The sequence below is a fragment of the Mycolicibacterium novocastrense genome (genome assembly GCF_001499835.1).
Taxonomy (GTDB): Bacteria; Actinomycetota; Actinomycetes; order Mycobacteriales; family Mycobacteriaceae; genus Mycobacterium; species Mycobacterium novocastrense.
On sequence record NZ_LQIH01000023.1, the window covers coordinates 1 to 19,320 of the forward strand.

Sequence of the window (19,320 nt, forward strand, 5' to 3'; positions counted from 1 at the left end):
CACACAACGCCAGTCCAACCACACAACGCCACTGGCGGGGATCAATCCACGATCCCCGCCAGTCGGCACGTCTACCGCGTGTCAGCGGCCGGGTAGGGCGTGTTCGATGATGGGGCGGCGCCGATGTGGTTCGCGCTCACGGCGTTTGGCGGCGAAGTACACCTGAGCGGTTTCCTCCGCGATCGCGTGCCATTCGAACTCGGAGGTGAGCCGCTCGCGGGCGGCGATCGCCCGTTGTTGGGCGGCATGCGGATCGTCGAGAACCGAGCGGACGGCCGCCGCCAGGCGCGCGGTATCACGCGGCGGGAAGGACATTCCGGTTTCACCGTCGATGACCGCTTCGCCCAACCCCCCGACGTTCGAGGTCACCAAGGGGATTCCGGTCGCCGCAGCTTCCAGGGCGACGATGCCGAACGGCTCGTAATGGCTGGGCAACACGGCGGCGTCGGCGGTGTGCAACAGGTCCACCAACGCCTCGTGGTCGAGATGTCCGACGAACGCGGTCACCTTGAGCACCTTGTACTTTCGCGCCTGCTCGACGAGCCAGTCCAACTGAGTGCCCTCGCCGGCGACTGTCAGCGTGGTACCGGGGTGGGTGCGCCTGATTCGGGGTAGCGCGGCGATCGCGTCGTGGATGCCCTTCTCATACTCGAGCCGCCCCAGGTACAGCAGTTGCGCCGGGCCGGTACGTACCTTGCGTCGGGCGAACGGCCAACGGCCGCAGTCGATTCCGTTACGGATAACGTACGACTCGGCGAGTCCCGGCCCGAAGAGCTCCGAAACCTCATCACGCATCGATGCCGAACAGGTGATCAACGAGTCGGATTCGCGCACCAACCACGATTCCACCGCGTGAACCTGCCGGCTGATGCGCCCCGACACCCATCCGGAATGTCTACCGGCTTCGGTGGCGTGGATCGTGGATACCAGTGGCACATCGAAGTATTCGGCCAGAGCGACCGCGGGATGTGCGACCAGCCAGTCGTGTGCGTGCACGACGTCGGGGCGCCAGGGACGGCCGCGTTGCGACTTGAGCGTCAAACCGGCGCGGACCATCGCGTGGCCCATCGCCAACGTCCAAGCCATCATGTCGGAACCGAAGTCGAATTCGTGAGGATCGTGCGCCGCGGCGACTACGCGCACGCCTTCGGCGATCTCGTCGGTGGTCGGATGCGTGCTCGGGTCGGTGTTCGACGGTCGCCGGCTCAACACGACGATCTCGTGGCCCGCTTCGGCGAGCGCGGTCGCGAGGTGATGCACGTGCCGACCGAGCCCGCCGACGACCACCGGCGGGTACTCCCACGACACCATGAGGATTTTCACGGTCGCTCACCTCGGCGCGAGCGACCGCACAGTGGTGTGGTTTCGCGGCGTGTCGGTGTGCAAACACGGTCGCTCGCAGCTGACACAGAACGGCTCGGGGTCATCGCGGTAACCGCCGCGCGTCCAGCGCGCCGAACAGACCGTCGGCGCGGTTCCAGCCCGCGGCGAGACGCTGGGCATGCTCGTGGCGACCGGATGCCGCGGCGTCGGCGATCTCGCGGGTGGCGTGGGCGTGCAGATGCGCACGGTAGCGGGCATAGTCCGCCGCTGAGTCCTTGCTGACCATGAACGGCCAGTCGCTGGAGACGGTCAGCAGCGTCTCGCGCAGGATCTGGTCGGCGACGAAGTTGCGTGCCGGCGGAGCGTCGGTCTCGCCGAGCGCCTTGTCGACGGTCGTCAGCGCGGTGTCGACGACCTCGGTGTTCAGCCGCACCAGGTCGGTGACCTGCTCACCGGCCCACACCTGCCAGTCCTTACCGGAACCCCAAGAGCTGGGCGGTAATTCGACGGGAGAGCCGACAAAGCCGTCGGCCTTGGCGTCGCTCAGCGTGCCGACGCGCACACCGGCCTGCGGCAGCGCGCGCAGCACCCGTTCGAGCCATACCGGGCCCTCGTACCACCAGTGGCCGAACAACTCGGTGTCGAAGGCGGCGATGACGTGTGCGGGACGCCCGATGCGTTCGCTCTCGTCGCACAGTCGTTGCCGGACGACTGCGACGAAATCGGCGACGTGGCCGTCGATCGCGCGGTCGGCGCGCTCGGGGTCGTAGGGCGCCTTGGCTTCGGACGGCACATTGCGGCCGGTGACCCTGGCCGGCTTGAGTCCGGTGGTGTGGTCGTAGGTGTGGAAGTCGCGGTAGGCGGCGTGACCGGGGTAGCCCGATTTCGGCGACCACACCCGATAGCTGACGTGAAGGTCCCTGCCGAAGGCCACCACGTCCGAGGATGCGACTGGACGGCCCAGTGCGGTGTCGCCGTGCAGGGACGGCCCGTCGACCATGAAGTGGCCGACACCCGCTGCGGCGTAGTCGTTCTCCATGCCGGGCGCATATGCGCATTCCGGGGCCCAGATACCGACGGGCGCATGCGCGAACCGCAAGCGGGCATCGGCCAGCCCTTCGCGCAGCGCGAATTCCCGCAGCCTCGGGTTCAGCAGCGGCTGGAACGGGTGCGCGAGCGGGCCGCCGAGCAGTTCGATGGTTTCGGCGTCGATCACCTCGCGCAGCAACGGGCTGCCTCCGTGCGCCCACAGCGTGGCGAAGTCCTCGAGGGCCTGCTCGGCCTCGGCGTGCTCGCGAACACCGAACTGCCGCAACGGATCCCCAAGAGTTGTTGCTTCCAGTGCGCGCAGCTGCCAGTTCGCCAGCCAGTGGTGCATGCCCGTCAGGCAGTACGGGTCGTCGAGTTGTGCGGTGACAACCGGCGTCATGCCCAGCGTCAGCTGGTGGCGACGGCCTTCGGTGGCCAGCGTGCGCAGCACCCGCATGAGCGGCAGATAGCACGCCGACCACGACTGATAGAGCCATTCCTCGCCGACGGGCCAGCGCCCGTGATGGGCCAGCCAGGGCAGGTGGGTGTGAAGAACGAGGGTGAAGAGGCCCGGTACGGGGTCGGCGGGCTCCGGGGAGGTCACGGCCGCACCGCGATCGCGACCAGATCGAGGCTGTCGTCGATGTTCCGCTCGCGCGCGTCGACCAGATCGAAGTCGTCGCTGCGCACGGACGCCACGTCGGCGAGCAGGTCCTCGGGCCACGGGGCGCCGGCCAGCGCCCGCGCGACCTGGGCGTCGATGATCGACCCGCCGTGCCGAGCGTCGAGTTCGACGAGCCGGGGCCCGTGAAAGACCCCGTACACGCTTTCCACCGCGAAACCTTCCGTGGCGAGCAGTTCAGCCAGCTCGGCGGCGTTGAGTTCGCGGGTGTGGAACGGGTTGATCGGCGTGTCCCGGCCGGGGGAGAACGTGATCCGGTTCGGCGTCGACATCAGCAGACACCCACCCGGCCGCAGCACCCGCAGGCATTCGCGCACGAATTGCCCCTGATCCCAGAGGTGTTCGATGACTTGAAAGTTGACGACCACATCGACCGAGCCGTCGGCGAGCGGCAACTCGGCCAGGTTGCCGTGGCGCATGTCCACCCGCGGATACCGCGCACGGACGTGAGCGACCGTCGACTCGTCGTAGTCCAGGCCGATCACGCAGCGGGCCACGTCGGCGATCAGGTTGGCCCCGTACCCCTCGCCGCAGCCCGCCTCGAGCACGTCGCGATCCGCGCAGCGGTCGGCCATCTGCTCGTAGACGACCTCGTGGCGGCGGAACCAGTAGTTCTCCTCCGCGAGTCCCGGAACCGTGCGCTCCCCGGTCAGGGGGAGGTCCGGTCCATCAGTAACAAAAGCGCTCATTGGAAGGCAGGCTAACGTGAAACGGCCCACAGACGAATGGTTCACCCCCTACGTGCTGCTAGAACACGAACTTCGACCCGCTACAGTGTTCCTGCGAACCGCCATAAGTTACCCGCGAGTAACATGGTGGTTGTTGCTCAAAGCGTGTTATTGCGGGCCGACCATCGGTCCCTTCGAGGAGGACGAACCAGACTCATGACGAACATCGTGGTCCTGATCAAACAGGTCCCTGACACCTGGTCGGAGCGCAAGCTCACCGACGGCGACTTCACTCTCGACCGCGAGGCCGCCGACGCGGTGCTCGACGAGATCAACGAGCGTGCCGTCGAGGAAGCGCTGCTCATCAAGGAGCGGGAAGGCGGCGACAGCACTGTGACCGTGCTGACGGCCGGTCCCGAGCGCGCGACCGAGGCCATCCGCAAGGCTCTGTCGATGGGTGCCGACAAGGCCGTGCACCTCGTCGACGAGGGCATGCACGGCTCGGACATGGTCCAGACCGGTTGGGCCCTGGCGCGTGCGCTGGGCACCATCGAGGGCACCGAGCTGGTCATCGCCGGCAACGAGGCCACCGACGGCACCGGCGGCGCGGTCCCCGCGATCATCGCCGAGTACCTGGGCCTGCCGCAGCTGACGCATCTGCGCAAGGTGACCGTCGAGGACGGCAAGGTCAGCGGCGAGCGGGAAACCGACGACGGCGTGTTCTTCGTCGAGGCGGCGCTGCCCGCCGTGGTCAGCGTCAACGAGAAGATCAACGAGCCCCGCTTCCCGTCCTTCAAGGGCATCATGGCCGCCAAGAAGAAGGAAGTCACCAAGCTCACGCTCGCCGAGATCGGTGTCGAGGCCGATGAGGTCGGTCTTGGAAACGCCGGCTCCAAGGTGCTGTCGTCGACGCCGAAGCCGCCCAAGACCGCCGGCGAGAAGGTCACCGATGAAGGCGACGGCGGAACCAAGATCGCCGAGTACCTGGTCGCTCAAAAGATCATCTAGGGCCCCGAGACCGATACTGCGAAGAACATAGAGACGAGAGAAGAACTCATGGCTGAAGTACTCGTGCTCGTTGAGCACGCCGAAGGTGCACTGAAGAAGGTCACCTCGGAGTTGATCACCGCGGCTCGCAAGCTTGGCGAGCCCTCGGCCGTCGTCGTCGGCGCGCCGGGAACCGCAGAACCGCTCACCGACGGCCTGAAGGCTGCCGGCGCGGCCAAGATCTACGTCGCCGAGTCCGACGACGCGGAGAACTACCTGATCACCCCGCAGGTCGACGTGCTGGCATCGCTGGTGGAGTCGGCTTCGCCCGCCGGTGTTCTGCTGTCGGCCAACGCCGACGGCAAGGAGATCGCCGGCCGGTTGGCGGCCCGCACTGGTTCCGGTGTACTCACCGACGTCGTCGACGTCCAGGAGGGTGGCAAGGCCGTGCACTCGATCTTCGGTGGTGCGTTCACCGTCGAGGCCGAGTCCACCGGTGAGGTTCCAGTCATCACGCTGCGCGCCGGAGCCATCGACGCCGAACCCGCCGACGGTGCGGGCGAGGTCGTCACCGTCGAGGTGCCCGCTCAGGCCGAGAACGCGACGAAGATCACCAAGCGCGAGCCCGCCGTCGCCGGCGACCGCCCGGAGCTGACCGAGGCAACGGTTGTCGTCTCGGGTGGCCGCGGTGTGGGTAGCGCCGAGAACTTCAGCGTGGTCGAGGAACTGGCTGACTCGCTCGGTGGCGCCGTCGGCGCGTCCCGTGCCGCCGTCGACTCCGGCTACTACCCGGGCCAGTTCCAGGTGGGCCAGACCGGTAAGACGGTGTCGCCGCAGCTCTACATCGCCCTGGGCATCTCCGGCGCGATCCAGCACCGCGCAGGTATGCAGACGTCCAAGACGATCATCGCGGTGAACAAGGACGAAGAGGCGCCGATCTTCGAGATCGCCGACCTCGGCATCGTCGGCGACCTGTTCAAGGTCACGCCGCAGCTGACCGAGGCGGTCAAGGCTCGCAAGGGCTAGTTTTTTCGTGCACGAGGCCCCCGGACGCTGTCCGGGGGCCTTTTGCGTGCCGCGAGCGCTCAGCCATGTCCAGCCGCGGGCCGATGGGCGTACAAGGGTGAGCGCTCGGCGTTCAGGACTACGGACTTTCAAGGGTTCAGTCACCGCCACCGGAGTGCCAGTGTGGTGATAACAGGCACGAGGAAAGGTTCCGACATGAAGATCACCGTGATCGGCGCGACCGGACTCATCGGGTCGAAGGTGGTTTCGCTGCTCACCGCGGGAGGCCACGAGGTGGTCGCCGCGGCCCGCTCCACCGGCTTGGACGTGCTGACCGGCGCCGGGGTGGCCGACGCGGTCGCGGGCGCGGATGTGTTGATCGACGTGACCAATTCGCCATCGTTCGAGGACGACGCGGTCATGGACTTCTTCACGCGGTCGACGACGAACCTGGTACGCGCCGCGGCGGCCGCTCGGGTGGGTCACTACGTGGCGCTGTCCATCGTCGGCGTCGACGGCCTCCCCGAAAGCGGTTATCTGCGGGCCAAAGTCGCGCAGGAGCGGATCATCAGAGACTCCGGGTTGCCGTACAGCATCGTGCGCGCCACGCAGTTCCACGAATTCGCCGAGGCCATCACCGATTCGCTGAGTGACAACGACGAAGTGCGGGCACCCGATGCGCTGATCCAGCCGATCGCGGCCGACGAGGTCGCCGCCGAGGTGGCCCGCGCAGCCGTCGCGGCCCCGAGCAAGGGTCACATCGACGTCGGCGGCCCCGACAAGATCCCGTTCGCCGAGCTCGCCGGTGCGGTGCTGGCCAAACGCGGTGACGAGCGGCCCGTCGTGATCAGCACCGAAGCAACCTATTTCGGCACCCCGCTGGACCAGCAGAGCCTGGTGACCGGGGAGGCCGCCGTCATCGCCGGAACGCACTTCGCGGATTGGCTGGCGCGACGATGACCCCCGCAGTGCCCGAGAACAGCCTGGACCGAGTCATCCGGGAGCGGCACTGCACGCGAAAGTTCCTGCCCGACAAGCCCGTACCGCGTGAACTACTCGTCGAGGCACTCGAGCTGGCGATGCGTGCACCGTCGAACTCCAACATTCAGCCGTGGCGCCTCTTCCTGGCCACCGGCGCGCGTCGCGACCAACTCGTCGAGGCCCTGCTGGGCCGCGCCTCCGCCGGTTTTCCCGCGACCATGGGCATCCCGGAGAGTTTCGCTCCCCTACGGCACGAACTGGGCGCGTTGGTCTACGGCTCGATGGGGGTGGCCCGCCATGACGCCGAAGGACGGCGTCTCGCACAGCTGCGCAACTTCGAGTTCTTCGGCGCCCCGGTGGCAGGAGTGGTCTGTATGCACCGGGATCTCGGACACGCCGACAGCCTCGCGGTCGGGATGTTCCTCCAGACGCTGGTGCTCGCACTGACCGAGCGCGGTCTCGACACCTGTGTGCAGGTTTCGGTCGCGCACTTCCCGGAGGTATTGCGCGAACAGCTGGACATCCCCGCAGACCTGCGGGTGCTGTGCGGACTCGCGATCGGGTACGCCGACCCGGACTTCCCGGCAAACCACGTGCGCACACCCCGCAACGCGGTCGCAGACAACGTCGTGGTGTTGCGCGACTGAGCGCTCGGCCAGGCGGGGCAATTCGTCACCTGACGCTCATCGACACGTCATGCATCCGATGCCGCCCGGAGAGGCGGCTGGGCGACCGTGCAGCCATGAGCACTGCTTCTGTACTCATCGCCCCCGAGGAGATCGACCGCGGCCGGACCGGTTCTGCAGGGCCCGCCCCGCTCTACACCCTGCTGCTGACGACGGACGCCACGCTCATCGAGGCGGCGCAGCGGCTGCGCCACGAGGTGTTCACCGCTGAGCCCGGATTCGCGCTGGCCGGTTCGGCCGGCGGTCTGGACGCCGACCGCTTCGACGAGCACTGCGACCACCTGCTGGTACGCGAGGATGTCACCGGCGAACTCGTCGGCTGCTACCGGATGCTACCGCCCGCGGGTGCCATTGCCGCCGGAAGCCTCTACAGCGCAACCGAATTCGATGTACGCGCATTCGATCCACTGCGGCCGGGACTGGTCGAGATGGGCCGGGCTGTGGTGCGGGCCGATCACCGTAACGGAGCCGTCGTACTGCTGATGTGGGCCGGGATTCTGGCCTACCTCGATCGCTGCGGGTACGACTACGTCACCGGCTGCGTGTCGGTGGCCGTCCACGGACCCGACGGTTACCCGCCGGGCGCACAAATCCGCGGAGTCCGCGATTTCGTCCGTCGTCGCCACGCCGCGCCGACGCTTTACACCGTGCACCCGTACCGGCCGGTGACCGTCGACGGCAAGGTGCTCGACGACATCGACCCGCCGGAGCGGCTCGCCATGCCTGCGCTGATGCGTGGTTATCTGCGGCTCGGTGCCCAAGTGTGCGGTGAGCCGGCGCACGACCCCGACTTCGGTGTGGGCGACTTTCCGGCGTTGCTCGACAAACGCCGGGCCGACACGCGCTACCTGCGCAGGCTGAGATCCGTGGAGGCCGCCGCCGCGGTGACCGGCGGAATGGCGTCGTGAGCACACGCTGGGTGCCGCAGGCGTCCTGCGATGCGAGCTGCGTCGGCGCAGGCGCCGGACTTTCCGGGCGCCGGGTGGTCATCGCCTGCCGGGTCGCCGTACGCGTCACCGCGGCCGTGCTGCTTCTGCTGCTGGCGCCCATGCTGGCGGTCCCCGCTCCCGGCCGCTCCCATCTCCAGCGCGGCTACTGTCGGCTGCTGCTGTACTGCCTGGGCGTGCGGATCAGACTGTCGGGGGGACCGATCCGCAACCTGAGCGGCGTTCTGGTGGTCAGCGGCCACATTTCCTGGGTGGACGTCTTCGTGATCGGCTCGGTGCTTCCCGGCCGGTTCGTCGCCAAATCCGAACTCGTCGGCTGGCCGGGCCTCGGCTTGCTGGCCCGACTGCTGAAAGTGATCCCGATCGAGCGGTCGAATCTGCGGCGCCTGCCCGAGGTGGTCGGTGCCGTGACCCGCAACCTGCGTGCCGGCCATACCGTGGTCGCCTTTCCGGAAGGCACCACCTACTGCGGACTGGCGTACGGCCGCTTCCGCCCCGCCATGTTCCAGGCCGCCATCGACGCAGGCAGGCCGGTGCAGCCGCTGCGGCTGGCCTACCACCACCCCGGCGGCGCCGCCTCCACGGTGCCCGCCTATGTGGGCGACGACACACTGCCGGCCTCGGTCCGGCGACTGGTCGGCACGAAGCGCACGGTCGCACGGGTGCACGTGGGGTCGCTGCAGCTACCGGGAACCGACCGCCGCGACCTGGCGTATCGCTGCGAGACCGCGGTGCGGGGCGATACGACGAGTCGCCCCTCGGGTCACGCGCTCGTGGCCTGAGCGAATCGGGGGAGCCCCGGCCCGGCGGCTATTCTGGACTGGTTATGACCTCGGATCAGCCGGTCTACCTCGATCACGCCGCCACCACCCCGATGCACCCCGCTGCCATCGAGGCGATGACGGCCGCGATGGCGACGGTCGGCAACGCCTCGTCGCTGCACGGCACGGGCCGCACGGCACGGCGACGGATGGAGGAGTCACGCGAGACGCTGGCCCATCTGCTGGGCGCCCGCCCGTCGGAGGTGATCTTCACCGCGGGCGGCACCGAGAGCGACAACCTCGCGGTCAAGGGCATCTTCTGGGCCCGTCGCGACGCCGATCCGCGCCGGAGGCGGATCGTGACCACCCCCGTCGAGCACCATGCGGTGCTCGATTCGGTCGAGTGGTGCGTCGAGCATGAGGGCGCCGAGGTGACCTGGCTGCCTGTCGAGAGGGACGGTTCGGTCTCGCCGGCAGCGCTGCGACAGGCATTGCAGGACCACGACGACGTCGCTCTGGTGTCGGTGATGTGGGCCAACAACGAGGTCGGGACGATCATGCCGATCGCCGAGCTCGCCGCCGTGGCAGCGGAATTCGACGTGCCGATGCACAGTGATGCCGTTCAGGCCGTCGGCCACATCCCGGTCGACTTCGCCTCGAGTGGGCTCTCGGCGATGAGCATCGCCGCCCACAAGTTCGGTGGCCCCACCGGAATCGGTGCTCTGCTGCTGCGCCGCGACACGGCCTGCGTCCCGCTGTTGCACGGCGGCGGCCAGGAGCGCGACGTCCGCTCGGGCACACCGTATGTGGCAGGTGCCGTCGCGATGGCCGCGGCGGCGCGGGTCGCGGTCGAAGGGCTCGACGCGAACGGCGCGCGGGTGTCGGCGCTTCGTGACCGCCTGATCGAGGGTGTGTTGGCCGCCATCGACGACGTCGAGGTGAACGGGGCGACGGGGGCCGCGAGGCTGCCCGGTAACTGCCACTTCACCTTCCGCGGCTGCGAGGGTGACTCGTTGCTGATGTTGTTGGACGCCAAGGGAATCGAGTGCTCGACGGGTTCGGCCTGCACGGCCGGCGTCGCGCAGCCCTCGCATGTGCTGATCGCGATGGGTGCCGATCCGGCCAGTGCGCGGGGTTCGCTGCGGCTTTCGTTGGGGCACACCAGCAGTGAGGCGGACGTCGATGCCGCGCTCGCGGTGCTGCCCGCCGCGGTCGAACGCGCCCGGCAGGCGGCGCTGGCAAGTTCGGGAGTGATCGAGTAATGCGGGTACTCGTGGCCATGAGCGGCGGTGTGGACTCCTCGGTCGCGGCCGCCAGGATGGTCGACGCCGGCCACGACGTCGTCGGTGTCCACCTGGCGCTGTCGCCGTCTCCGGGCACACTGCGCACCGGTTCGCGTGGCTGCTGTTCGAAAGAGGACGCCGGTGACGCGCGCCGGGTCGCCGACATTCTGGACATCCCTTTCTACGTCTGGGATTTCGCCGACCGGTTCAAAGAGGACGTCATCGACGACTTCGTGTCGTCATACGCCCGCGGGGAGACCCCGAACCCGTGCGTGCGGTGCAACGAGCGGATCAAGTTCTCCGCGTTGGCCGCCCGCGCGCTGGCGCTGGGTTTCGACGCCGTGGCCACCGGACACTATGCCAGGCTGTCGGACGGTCGACTGCGACGTGCGGTCGATGCCGCAAAAGACCAGTCGTACGTGCTCGCGGTGCTGACCGCCGAGCAGTTGCGACACGCAGTGTTCCCGGTGGGCGACACCCCCAAGCCACAGATTCGTGAGGAGGCAGCGCATCGCGGGCTGGCGGTCGCCGAAAAGCCGGATAGCCACGACATCTGCTTCATCCCGTCGGGGGACACTCGCGCGTTCCTCGGGGCCAAGATCGGCGTGCGACGCGGTTCGGTCGTCGACGCCGCAGGCACGGTCCTCGCCGAGCACGACGGCGTGCACGGGTTCACGGTGGGACAGCGCAAGGGTCTGGGCATCGCCGGACCGGGCGCTGACGGACAGCCGCGCTATGTGACGGCGATCGACCCGCAGACCGCGACCGTGCGGGTCGGTGGCGCCGAGGACCTCGACGTGTGGACCCTGACCGGTGAGCGGCCGGTCTTCACCTGTGGTGTCGCCCCTTCGGGCCCGGTCGAATGCCAGGTGCAGGTCCGCGCGCACGGCGGCCTCGGAGACGGCGTGGCCGAACTGCGCGACGGCCGGATCGTCGTCGAGCTGCGCGCGCCCCTGCGCGGGGTGGCTCCCGGGCAGACGATGGTGCTGTACCGCCCCGACCCGGCCGGCGACGAGGTGCTGGGCAGCGCGACGATCACCCGGTGACTATCCGGGAACGTTGGCCAAGATGTTGGACATGACGATCTCGGGCACCGACTCGGGGAACCGGCACGCGGTCACTTCCACCAGCACGACCGACTTCACGCGGTAGTCGCGACCGCAGTCACCCGATGGCCGGGTCTGCAGCGTGTCGGTGCCCGCCGTCCACTCGCCGACGAACATCGGACCCAAAGGCGTTGCGCCACAACCGTCAACGAGAGTGACAAGTGAGTCGAACGCCCGCCGGGCGGCGGCGGTGTCGCGATAGGCCGCCGCGCCCTCGGAGATCAATCCGCCTTCGGGCGGGTGCTGGAACGTGGTCTTGTGGAACTCCTCGACGTCGGGCCCGAAGACCTGGGTCTCGGCGAAGATCCATTGGCACTGCAGGGGAGTGGTCTCGGCGAGCGGCTCGATGTCGACAGGGATCTTGCCGTCCATGGTCGGGATGATCGTGAGATCCTCGCCGGCGCCGGTGATTGCGCGCATCTGCGACTGGTCGAGCATGATGGTCTCCACATCGACCGGTGACAGCGATCCGTCGTCGATGCCGGGTGTCGCCCGCAGCGCGTGCCCGTCGATGACCTGAGTGCATCCCGACGTGATCGCGACCGCCACGCACCACGGCGCGAGCGACCGAAGCGCTGCGGGCATGGCCTGTCCTTCCCCAACCCTTTTGAGATGAGACTAGCCCGATCGAATACTGTCAAACGAGTGAGTGCTTTCGCCGCAGCCACCGGCATCGGGTCATGGCCCGGAACGTCAGCGCGCGAGGCCGCCGAGGTCGTCGTCGGCGAACTGCACACCTTGCCGCATCTGGCGGAGCTGCCTGGCCGCGGCGTGGGCGCCGACATGATCGGCCGGGCCGGGGCGATTCTGGTCGACATCGGGATGGACACGGTCCCCCGCGGGTATCGGATCGCGGCGGGCCGCACAGCGGTGCTGAAGCGCGCCAAAAGCCTGCTCGATGAGGACCTCGATGCGCTCGAAGAGGCCTGGGAGAAGGCAGGTTTGCGCGGCGGTGGCCGCACCGTCAAGGTTCAGTCGCCGGGACCGGTCACGTTGGCGGCGCAGCTCGAGCTCGCCAACGGCCATCGCGCGCTGACCGATCGAGGCGCGGTGCGTGACCTCACCGCTTCGCTGGCCGAAGGTGTCGCAGCGCACCGCGCGGATGTCGGTCGACGCCTGGACGCCGCGGTCGTCGTCCAATTCGACGAACCACTGTTGTCCGCCGCGCTCAAGGGCCGGCTGAGCGGGGTGACCAGCCTGACGCCGGTGCACGCCGTCGACGAGGCGGTGGCCGTCGGCTTGCTCGACGAATGTGTCGCGGCAGTGGGCGTCCCGGTGGCCGTGCACAGCTGCGCGTCGGATGTGCCATGGAATGTGTTGCAGCGCAGTCGCATCGATGCGGTTTCCATCGATGTGTCAACACTGGTGGCCGATGATCTCGACGGTGCGGGGGAGTTCGTCGACTCCGGTCGCACCGTGGTGTTCGGTGTGGTGCCCACGACGGCACCGGAAAGCCGTCCTTCGGCCGAGGAGATCGCCAAGGCCGCGGTGTCGCTGACCGACCGACTCGGCTTCGCCCGGTCCGTGCTCAAGGAGAGGACCGGCATCTCGCCCGCGTGCGGTCTGGCGGGCGCCACCACCGAATGGGCGCGCACCGCGATCGGATTGGCGCAGAAAGCGGCGGACGCCCTCGCGGAGGACCCCGACGCGATCTAGGGTCGCGTTACCAACTCCGCGCCAGGCTCGCCCCCAGTCGAAAACCGCTCCCCCTCGGCAGGATTCGGCGCAGCCGACAGAAAAAGCAACCAAAAGGTTGCGTTAGCGGGTCGTCCTTACTACATTGAGGAGCAACCAGGAGGTTGCATATGAGTACGGATCGAATCGAGAAGGAAGTGGTGTTGAAGGCGCCGCTCGAGCGGGTCTGGCGGGCGATCAGCGACGCCGACGAGTTCGGCCAATGGTTCGGGGTGCGTTTCGACGGGCCCTTCGTGGCCGGCACCTCGATCACCGGCGTCATGACGCCGACGGCGGTCGACGCCGACGTCGCCAAGCAGCAGGAACCGTACGCCGGCACCGCCGACCCATGGCACATCGAGGCGGTCGAACCGCCACGACGACTGGCGTTCCGCTGGCACCCCTACGGGGTCGAGGAGGGCGTTGACGTCTCCGAGGAACCGACGACGCTGGTCGAGTTCACGCTGGAAGAGGTCGCCGAGGGTGTGCTGCTGCGCATCGTCGAGTCCGGATTCGACGCGCTGCCCCCACACCGTCGGACGTCGGCATTCGAGGGCAACAGCGAGGGCTGGGCCACGCAGACCGAACTGGTGCGCAAGTACCTCGCCGTCAGCGAGGCAGTGTGAGCACATCGACGGCGGACGCGCCGGTGTCGTCGTTGTTCAACGCCCTGGGCGATCCGAACCGCCTGCGCATCGTCACGAGACTGTGCGACGGCGGACCGTGTTCGACCAGCGAAGTCGCCGAGGTGATCCCGGTCAGTCGGCAGGCAACCACCAAACACCTCCTGCTGTTGGAGTCGGCGGGCCTGGTGAGCAGCCACCGCAGTGGCCGTGAACGCATCTGGCGGATGCGTCCCGCGCCCCTCGCCGACGCCAGCGAGTACCTTTCGAAGCTCTCCCAGCGGTGGGACCGCGCCCTCGACCGGCTGCGGGCGCACGTCGAGGATCACTGAGGACGCGCTTCGCTGAACAATTTGCGGGCGTTCCTGCTGGACACCTCGTTTTGAGGGCGTCCGCGTGCGAGAATTCTTCGCAGGCGGCGTCGATCGCCTTTGCCGAGAAGGGAACGGTGTCCGGATGAACCCGCGCCTCGCCGCAGGTGCCGGCGTGGTGTCCGTATTTCTCCTGGTGAGCGGATCAGGTGCGGCAGTCGCATACGCCCATCCCGGTGATTCGCGCGGCTCGGACCGGGGACACAGTGCCGATCGTGGCGGCGACCACGGAGGCGGATCCGGCAACGGCAAGCACGGCAACGACCGTCGCGACAGCAAGCGCCCCACCGACAGCAAACGGGGCGGGGGCGCCAAAGGGCCAGGCGCGGCCCCGTCGTCGCGGGTCGGATCGGGCCGCGACGACTTCCCGGAGCCGTCGCCGGGTAACCGGTCGGCAGCTGTCGATCCGGAATCGGCTGGCCGCACCGCGTCGCCCGGCGCATCGGCCAGCCGCACAGCATCGGCCAGCCGCGCGGCGACGCCTGACGCATCGGCGAACCGGTCGGCCGTCGCGGCGCCTCCCGTCGAAGCGCCCGCGACCATCGCGGTGACGGGTGGCCCGGTTGCCTCTGGCGGCTCCGGTGTCGCGAGCGCACCGGCCGCCGCGTTCGAACCGCCCCAGGTGACGATCGGCAACGGCCGCGCCCCGGAGAGCCGCGGCCCACAATCCGAAACCCGTGGGCCGCCAACCGCACTGGCGCCTGGAGGGCCGGTTCCCGCGCAACCGATCCTCCCGCCGCCGCTCGCACCGGCCCCGCCGGCGCCGGCCCCGTTGGACCGGGTGGGCACTCCGCCCGCGGTGGTGGGCCAGTTCGTCGTCGCGCCCGGCGCAGGAACGAGCGACCCGCTGTGGGGTCTGGCCGGGTTGCTGCTCATCCCGGTGGCGGGAGCCGCGCTGGGCTACCGGCAGGCGCGGGCGGCGCAGGCCGCCGAACGGATCGGCCGGCCCTGACCGCTACTTCAGATCCTTGCGGAGAATCTTGCCGGACGCCGACTTGGGCACCGCATCGATGAAAGCCACCTGGCGGACCTTCTTGTAGGGAGCCACCTCGCCCGCGACGAACTCCATCACCTGCTGCTCGGTCAACTCAGCGCCGGATCGCTTGACCACGAACGCCTTCGGCACCTCTTCACCTTCGGCGTCGACGACTCCGACCACCGCTGCGTCGGCGATGTCGGGGTGGGTCAGCAGCACGGCCTCCAGTTCGGCGGGCGGCACCTGATAACCCTTGTACTTGATCAGCTCCTTGAGCCGGTCGACGATGTAGACGCAGCCATTGGCGTCGACCTGTGCGAGGTCACCGGTGTGCAACCAGCCCTGGTCGTCGATGGTCTCCTTGGTGGCCTTCTCGTTGCCGAGGTACCCCGCCATCACGTTGGGTCCCTTGAACAACAGTTCGCCAGTTTTGCTCAAACCCTCTGTGGGCGGGTCGATCTCGTCGCCGGTCTCGGGGTCGACGATTTTGGACGCGGCGTTCGATACCGTCCAGCCGACCGAGCTGAGCGGGGCCTCCATGTTCATTTCGTGTCGGCCGCCGTCGAACGGCGTGATGTGGCTGACCGGGCTGAGCTCGCTCATGCCGTAACCCTGAAGCACGCGGCACCCCAGGCGCTCGGCGACGGCGTGGCCTAGGTCGGCGTCCAGGGGGGCCGCTCCCGACATCACGACATTCAACGACGACAGGTCGTACTCGTCGACCAGCGGATGCTTGGCCAGCGCAACGGCGACGGGCGGCGCGATGAACGCGATGGTGCAGGCGTGATTCGCGATGTTGCCCAGGAAGTCGCCGAGATCGAAGCTCGGCATGATGACCAGACGGGCCCGGGCATGCAGCGCCGCGTTCAGCAGCACGGTCATCCCGTAGATGTGGAAGAACGGCAGAACGGCCAGCACCGTGTCGTCGGCGACCATGCCGTGCAGCGGTCGGATCTGGGCGACGTTGGCCACCAGGTTGCGGTGGGTGAGCATGACGCCCTTCGGATTTCCGGTCGTCCCCGAGCTGTAGGGCAGCACCGCCAAGTGCGACGAGGGCGCGAAGCTCACCTCCGGTGCCGGATGGCCCGGACCCATGAGGTCGTCGGCATTGGGATGCCCGTCGACGGCCAGGCCGGGTCCGTCGAGCACGACGAGCCCGTCGTCGGCAATGCCGACCGCCGCGGCGGCTTCCTCGGCCTGCGCCAGCAGCGGCGACACCGTCACGAGCATCCTGGCTTTCGAGTCGGTCAACTGCTTGGCGATGTCTTTGGCGGTGAACAGCGCGTTGATGGTCGTGGCCGTCGCGCCCGCGCGCAGAATGCCGTGGAACGCGACGGCGAACCCCGAGCTGTTCGGCGAGAGCAGACCGACCACATCCCCGACGCCGATCCCGCGCCCGGCGAGCGCGCCCGCGAACGCGTCGATGCGCGTGATCGTCTCGCGGTAGGTGGTCTGCCGCCCCGATTTCGCATCGACGAGCGCGACGCGGTCGAGGTCGGCTTCGGCGATATCGCCGAACAGGTAGTCGTAGACGCTGGTGGACGGGATGTCGACCTCGGGGAAGGGGCTCGCGAAACTCATGGCGTCTCCGATCGAATCATGGCCTGCCGGTACCTGTTCAGACCTCGTCGAGTTGCTTGACGAGTTTCCTGGGCGCGGTCAACCGAAACGACGCATCGATCAGCTCGCGCACCTCATTCCAATCGATGGTTCCGGCCGACAGGTCGAGCCCGAGCCATCCCGAGGGTGCGAGGTAGGCGGGAGCGAAGAATCGGGGGTCCTGCTGCAGTGCCTGTCGTTCGCTCTCGTCGACTTTGACCAGGATCGACTGCGGGTACTGGATGTAGTCGCCCTTGGTCGGTGGTTTGACGCTGCCGCCGTACATGGCGAACATCTTGGCGACGAAGAACGCGGGCCGTCCGTGCGAGACCTTCTCGTGAGCCTCGGGGAACGCCAACGCCACCGTCCGTACCCGGGCCAGCACCGGGTCGTCGTCGCGGAACATGATCGGGTGCGGCATGGGGTCAGGGTAACGGTGCGGTGCTGTCGGGCCGCTCGGTTAGCCTGCGAAGGTGACCTCCAAGGGTGCGGAAGACGCGCTGGCCGCACAGGCTGACGACGCCCCCGACGCCGACACGCGTCGCCGCTGGCAAGAGCTCGCCGATGAGGTGCGTGAGCATCAGTTCCGCTATTACGTGCGTGACTCGCCGATCATCACCGACGCCGAATTCGACACGCTGCTGCGCGAACTAGAAGCGCTCGAAGACGAGCACCCGGAACTGCGGACCCCGGATTCGCCGACGCAGCTGGTCGGTGGGGCGGGCTTCGCCACCGACTTCACCCCCGCCGAGCACCTCGAGCGGATGTTGAGCCTGGACAACGCGTTCACCCCCGATGAACTCGCCGCGTGGGCGGGGCGACTCAAGGGCGAGATCGGACCGAACGTGCTGCAGGAGGCACAATTCCTGTGTGAACTCAAGATCGACGGGGTGGCGCTTTCACTGGTGTACCGCGACGGCCGGTTGGAGCGCGCGGCCACCCGCGGTGACGGCCGCACCGGTGAAGACGTCACGTTGAACGCCCGCACCATCGGCGATGTGCCCCAAAAGCTCACCGACAGCAAGGAATTCCCGCTGCCGAAGGTTCTCGAAGTACGCGGCGAGGTGTTCTTCCGGGTCGCCGACTTCGAGGAACTCAACGCCGGGCTGGTCGCCGACGGCAAGCCGCCGTTCGCCAATCCACGCAACAGCGCCGCGGGTTCGCTGCGGCAGAAGAACCCCGCCGTCACCGCGCGTCGCAAGCTGCGGATGATCTGCCACGGCATAGGGCGCGCCGAGGGGTTCCGGCCCAAGACGCTGCACGACGCCTATCGCGCGCTGGCGGCCTGGGGGCTGCCGGTCTCCGAGCACACCGCCCAGGTGACGGGAATCGACGCGGTCACCGAACGCATCGCCTACTGGGGAGAGCACCGCCACGACGTCGACCACGAAATCGACGGCGTGGTGGTCAAAGTCGACGATGTGGCGTTGCAGCGCAGGCTCGGCTCCACCTCGCGGGCGCCGCGCTGGGCCATCGCCTACAAGTTTCCGCCCGAGGAGGCGCAGACCAAACTGCTCGACATCAGGGTCAACGTCGGGCGCACCGGCCGGGTCACGCCGTTCGCGTGGATGGAACCGGTCAAGGTGGCCGGCTCGACGGTCAGCCAGGCGACGCTGCACAACGCCTCGGAGGTCAAGCGCAAAGGCGTGCTCATCGGCGACACGGTGGTCATCCGCAAGGCGGGTGACGTGATCCCCGAGGTTCTCGGTCCGGTCGTCGATCTGCGCGACGGCTCCGAACGCGAGTTCGTGATGCCCACCCACTGTCCGGAGTGCGGAACCAAGCTCGCCCCCGCGAAGGAGGGCGACGCCGACATCCGCTGCCCCAACACCCGGTCGTGCCCGGCGCAGTTGCGCGAGCGCGTATTTCATGTCGCCGGCCGCGGCGCGTTCGACATCGAGGGACTGGGCTACGAGGCGGGTACGGCTCTGCTGCAGGCCGGCGTCATCACCGACGAGGGCGACCTGTTCACGCTGACCGAAGAGGACCTGCTGCGCACCGACCTGTTCACCACCAAGAACGGGCAGCTCTCGGCGAACGGGAAACGTCTGCTGGCCAACCTGGACAAGGCGAAATCCCAACCGCTGTGGCGGGTGCTGGTCGCGTTGTCGATCCGGCATGTCGGGCCGACGGCGGCGCGCGCCCTGGCCACCGAGTACGGCAGCCTCGACGCGGTCATGGCGGCGTCGGAAGAAGAGCTCTCGGTCGTCGAGGGTGTGGGCCCGACGATCGCCGCCGCGGTGACCGAGTGGTTCACCGTCGACTGGCACCGCGCGATCATCGACAAGTGGCGTGCGGCGGGCGTGCGGATGGCCGACGAACGCGACGCCAGCATCGAACGGACCTTGGAGGGGTTGTCCATCGTCGTCACCGGGTCGCTGACCGGCTACTCGCGCGACGAGGCCAAGGAGGCGATCGTCGCTCGCGGCGGCAAGGCGGCCGGCTCCGTGTCGAAGAAGACGGCATACGTGGTCGCCGGTGATTCGCCGGGTTCGAAGTACGACAAGGCCGTCGAACTGGGGGTGCCGATTCTCGACGAGGAGGGGTTCGCCCGGTTGCTGCAGAACGGGCCCGACGGAGTCTGAGTCGCGGTTCTCTGACTGCTGCCGCGTTTGTTCG

Annotated in this window: 19 protein-coding genes; 13 read left to right on the forward strand and 6 right to left on the reverse strand. The window is 68.3% G+C overall.

Features of this window, described 5'->3' with window-relative positions:
* Positions 1–81: 81 nt before the first annotated feature.
* From AU072_RS16360 to AU072_RS16370, 3 genes are all read right to left on the reverse strand, one after another.
* The gene (locus tag AU072_RS16360; protein WP_082680801.1) at positions 82–1,323 is read right to left on the reverse strand and encodes a glycosyltransferase family 4 protein; all 1,242 of its coding nucleotides are present in this window, start codon (positions 1,321–1,323) and stop codon (positions 82–84) included.
* A gap of 100 nt (positions 1,324–1,423) precedes the next feature.
* Positions 1,424–2,956, reverse strand: coding sequence for a 1,4-alpha-glucan branching protein domain-containing protein (locus AU072_RS16365; RefSeq protein WP_064414761.1), 1,533 nt, complete (start codon positions 2,954–2,956; stop codon positions 1,424–1,426).
* On the reverse strand, positions 2,953–3,723 hold the full coding sequence (locus tag AU072_RS16370) for a class I SAM-dependent methyltransferase (RefSeq protein ID WP_064414762.1): 771 nt from the start codon (positions 3,721–3,723) through the stop codon (positions 2,953–2,955). The genes AU072_RS16365 and AU072_RS16370 overlap by 4 nt, the downstream gene beginning before the upstream one ends.
* A 195-nt stretch (positions 3,724–3,918) precedes the next feature.
* Here AU072_RS16370 and AU072_RS16375 point away from each other — a divergent pair, with 195 nt between their 5' ends.
* From AU072_RS16375 to mnmA, 8 genes are all read left to right on the forward strand, one after another.
* Entirely contained in the window at positions 3,919–4,710 is a 792-nt protein-coding gene (locus AU072_RS16375) for an electron transfer flavoprotein subunit beta/FixA family protein (RefSeq protein ID WP_064414763.1), read from the forward strand.
* Positions 4,711–4,758: 48 nt separating this feature from the next.
* Complete coding sequence (locus AU072_RS16380) at positions 4,759–5,715, forward strand: electron transfer flavoprotein subunit alpha/FixB family protein (RefSeq protein WP_064351183.1); 957 nt, start codon at positions 4,759–4,761, stop codon at positions 5,713–5,715.
* A gap of 195 nt (positions 5,716–5,910) precedes the next feature.
* Positions 5,911–6,654, forward strand: a complete 744-nt coding sequence (locus AU072_RS16385) for an SDR family oxidoreductase (RefSeq protein ID WP_064414764.1) — start codon at positions 5,911–5,913, stop codon at positions 6,652–6,654.
* Complete coding sequence (locus AU072_RS16390) at positions 6,651–7,322, forward strand: nitroreductase (protein WP_064414765.1); 672 nt, start codon at positions 6,651–6,653, stop codon at positions 7,320–7,322. The genes AU072_RS16385 and AU072_RS16390 overlap by 4 nt, the downstream gene beginning before the upstream one ends.
* Before the next feature lie 95 nt (positions 7,323–7,417).
* Positions 7,418–8,269: a GNAT family N-acetyltransferase gene (locus tag AU072_RS16395; RefSeq protein ID WP_064414766.1), complete on the forward strand. Its 852-nt coding sequence runs from the start codon at positions 7,418–7,420 to the stop codon at positions 8,267–8,269.
* Positions 8,266–9,090, forward strand: a complete 825-nt coding sequence (locus AU072_RS16400) for a lysophospholipid acyltransferase family protein (protein ID WP_064414767.1) — start codon at positions 8,266–8,268, stop codon at positions 9,088–9,090. Before AU072_RS16395 ends, AU072_RS16400 begins: the two co-directional genes overlap by 4 nt.
* 44 nt (positions 9,091–9,134) lie before the next feature.
* A complete protein-coding gene (locus AU072_RS16405) occupies positions 9,135–10,331 on the forward strand; it encodes a cysteine desulfurase family protein (protein ID WP_064414768.1) in 1,197 nt (398 codons plus the stop codon).
* Positions 10,331–11,398 carry a tRNA 2-thiouridine(34) synthase MnmA gene (mnmA, locus tag AU072_RS16410; protein WP_064414769.1) on the forward strand — a complete coding sequence of 356 codons (1,068 nt, stop codon included), beginning with the start codon at positions 10,331–10,333 and terminating at the stop codon, positions 11,396–11,398. Before AU072_RS16405 ends, mnmA begins: the two co-directional genes overlap by 1 nt.
* Here the strand turns inward: mnmA and AU072_RS16415 are convergent, their stop codons facing one another.
* Entirely contained in the window at positions 11,399–12,043 is a 645-nt protein-coding gene (locus AU072_RS16415) for a sensor domain-containing protein (protein ID WP_064414770.1), read from the reverse strand.
* A 60-nt stretch (positions 12,044–12,103) separates the two neighbouring features.
* Between AU072_RS16415 and AU072_RS16420 the strand changes: the two genes are divergently transcribed.
* The 4 genes from AU072_RS16420 (at position 12,104) to AU072_RS16435 (ending at position 15,078) form a co-directional block, all read left to right on the forward strand.
* A complete protein-coding gene (locus tag AU072_RS16420; RefSeq protein ID WP_064414771.1) occupies positions 12,104–13,114 on the forward strand; it encodes a uroporphyrinogen decarboxylase/cobalamine-independent methonine synthase family protein in 1,011 nt (336 codons plus the stop codon).
* A gap of 149 nt (positions 13,115–13,263) precedes the next feature.
* Positions 13,264–13,758, forward strand: coding sequence for an SRPBCC family protein (locus AU072_RS16425; RefSeq protein WP_064414772.1), 495 nt, complete (start codon positions 13,264–13,266; stop codon positions 13,756–13,758).
* Entirely contained in the window at positions 13,755–14,087 is a 333-nt protein-coding gene (locus AU072_RS16430; RefSeq protein WP_064414773.1) for an ArsR/SmtB family transcription factor, read from the forward strand. Before AU072_RS16425 ends, AU072_RS16430 begins: the two co-directional genes overlap by 4 nt.
* Before the next feature lie 124 nt (positions 14,088–14,211).
* Positions 14,212–15,078, forward strand: a complete 867-nt coding sequence (locus AU072_RS16435; protein ID WP_064414774.1) for a hypothetical protein — start codon at positions 14,212–14,214, stop codon at positions 15,076–15,078.
* A 3-nt stretch (positions 15,079–15,081) separates the two neighbouring features.
* Here the strand turns inward: AU072_RS16435 and AU072_RS16440 are convergent, their stop codons facing one another.
* Both AU072_RS16440 and AU072_RS16445 read right to left on the reverse strand, forming a co-directional pair.
* Entirely contained in the window at positions 15,082–16,683 is a 1,602-nt protein-coding gene (locus AU072_RS16440; protein WP_064414775.1) for a 4-coumarate--CoA ligase family protein, read from the reverse strand.
* Positions 16,684–16,720: 37 nt separating this feature from the next.
* The gene (locus AU072_RS16445; protein ID WP_064414776.1) at positions 16,721–17,122 is read right to left on the reverse strand and encodes an MmcQ/YjbR family DNA-binding protein; all 402 of its coding nucleotides are present in this window, start codon (positions 17,120–17,122) and stop codon (positions 16,721–16,723) included.
* Positions 17,123–17,174: 52 nt separating this feature from the next.
* Here AU072_RS16445 and ligA point away from each other — a divergent pair, with 52 nt between their 5' ends.
* Positions 17,175–19,286, forward strand: a complete 2,112-nt coding sequence (gene ligA / locus AU072_RS16450; protein WP_064414777.1) for an NAD-dependent DNA ligase LigA — start codon at positions 17,175–17,177, stop codon at positions 19,284–19,286.
* The last annotated feature ends 34 nt before the right edge of the window (positions 19,287–19,320 follow it).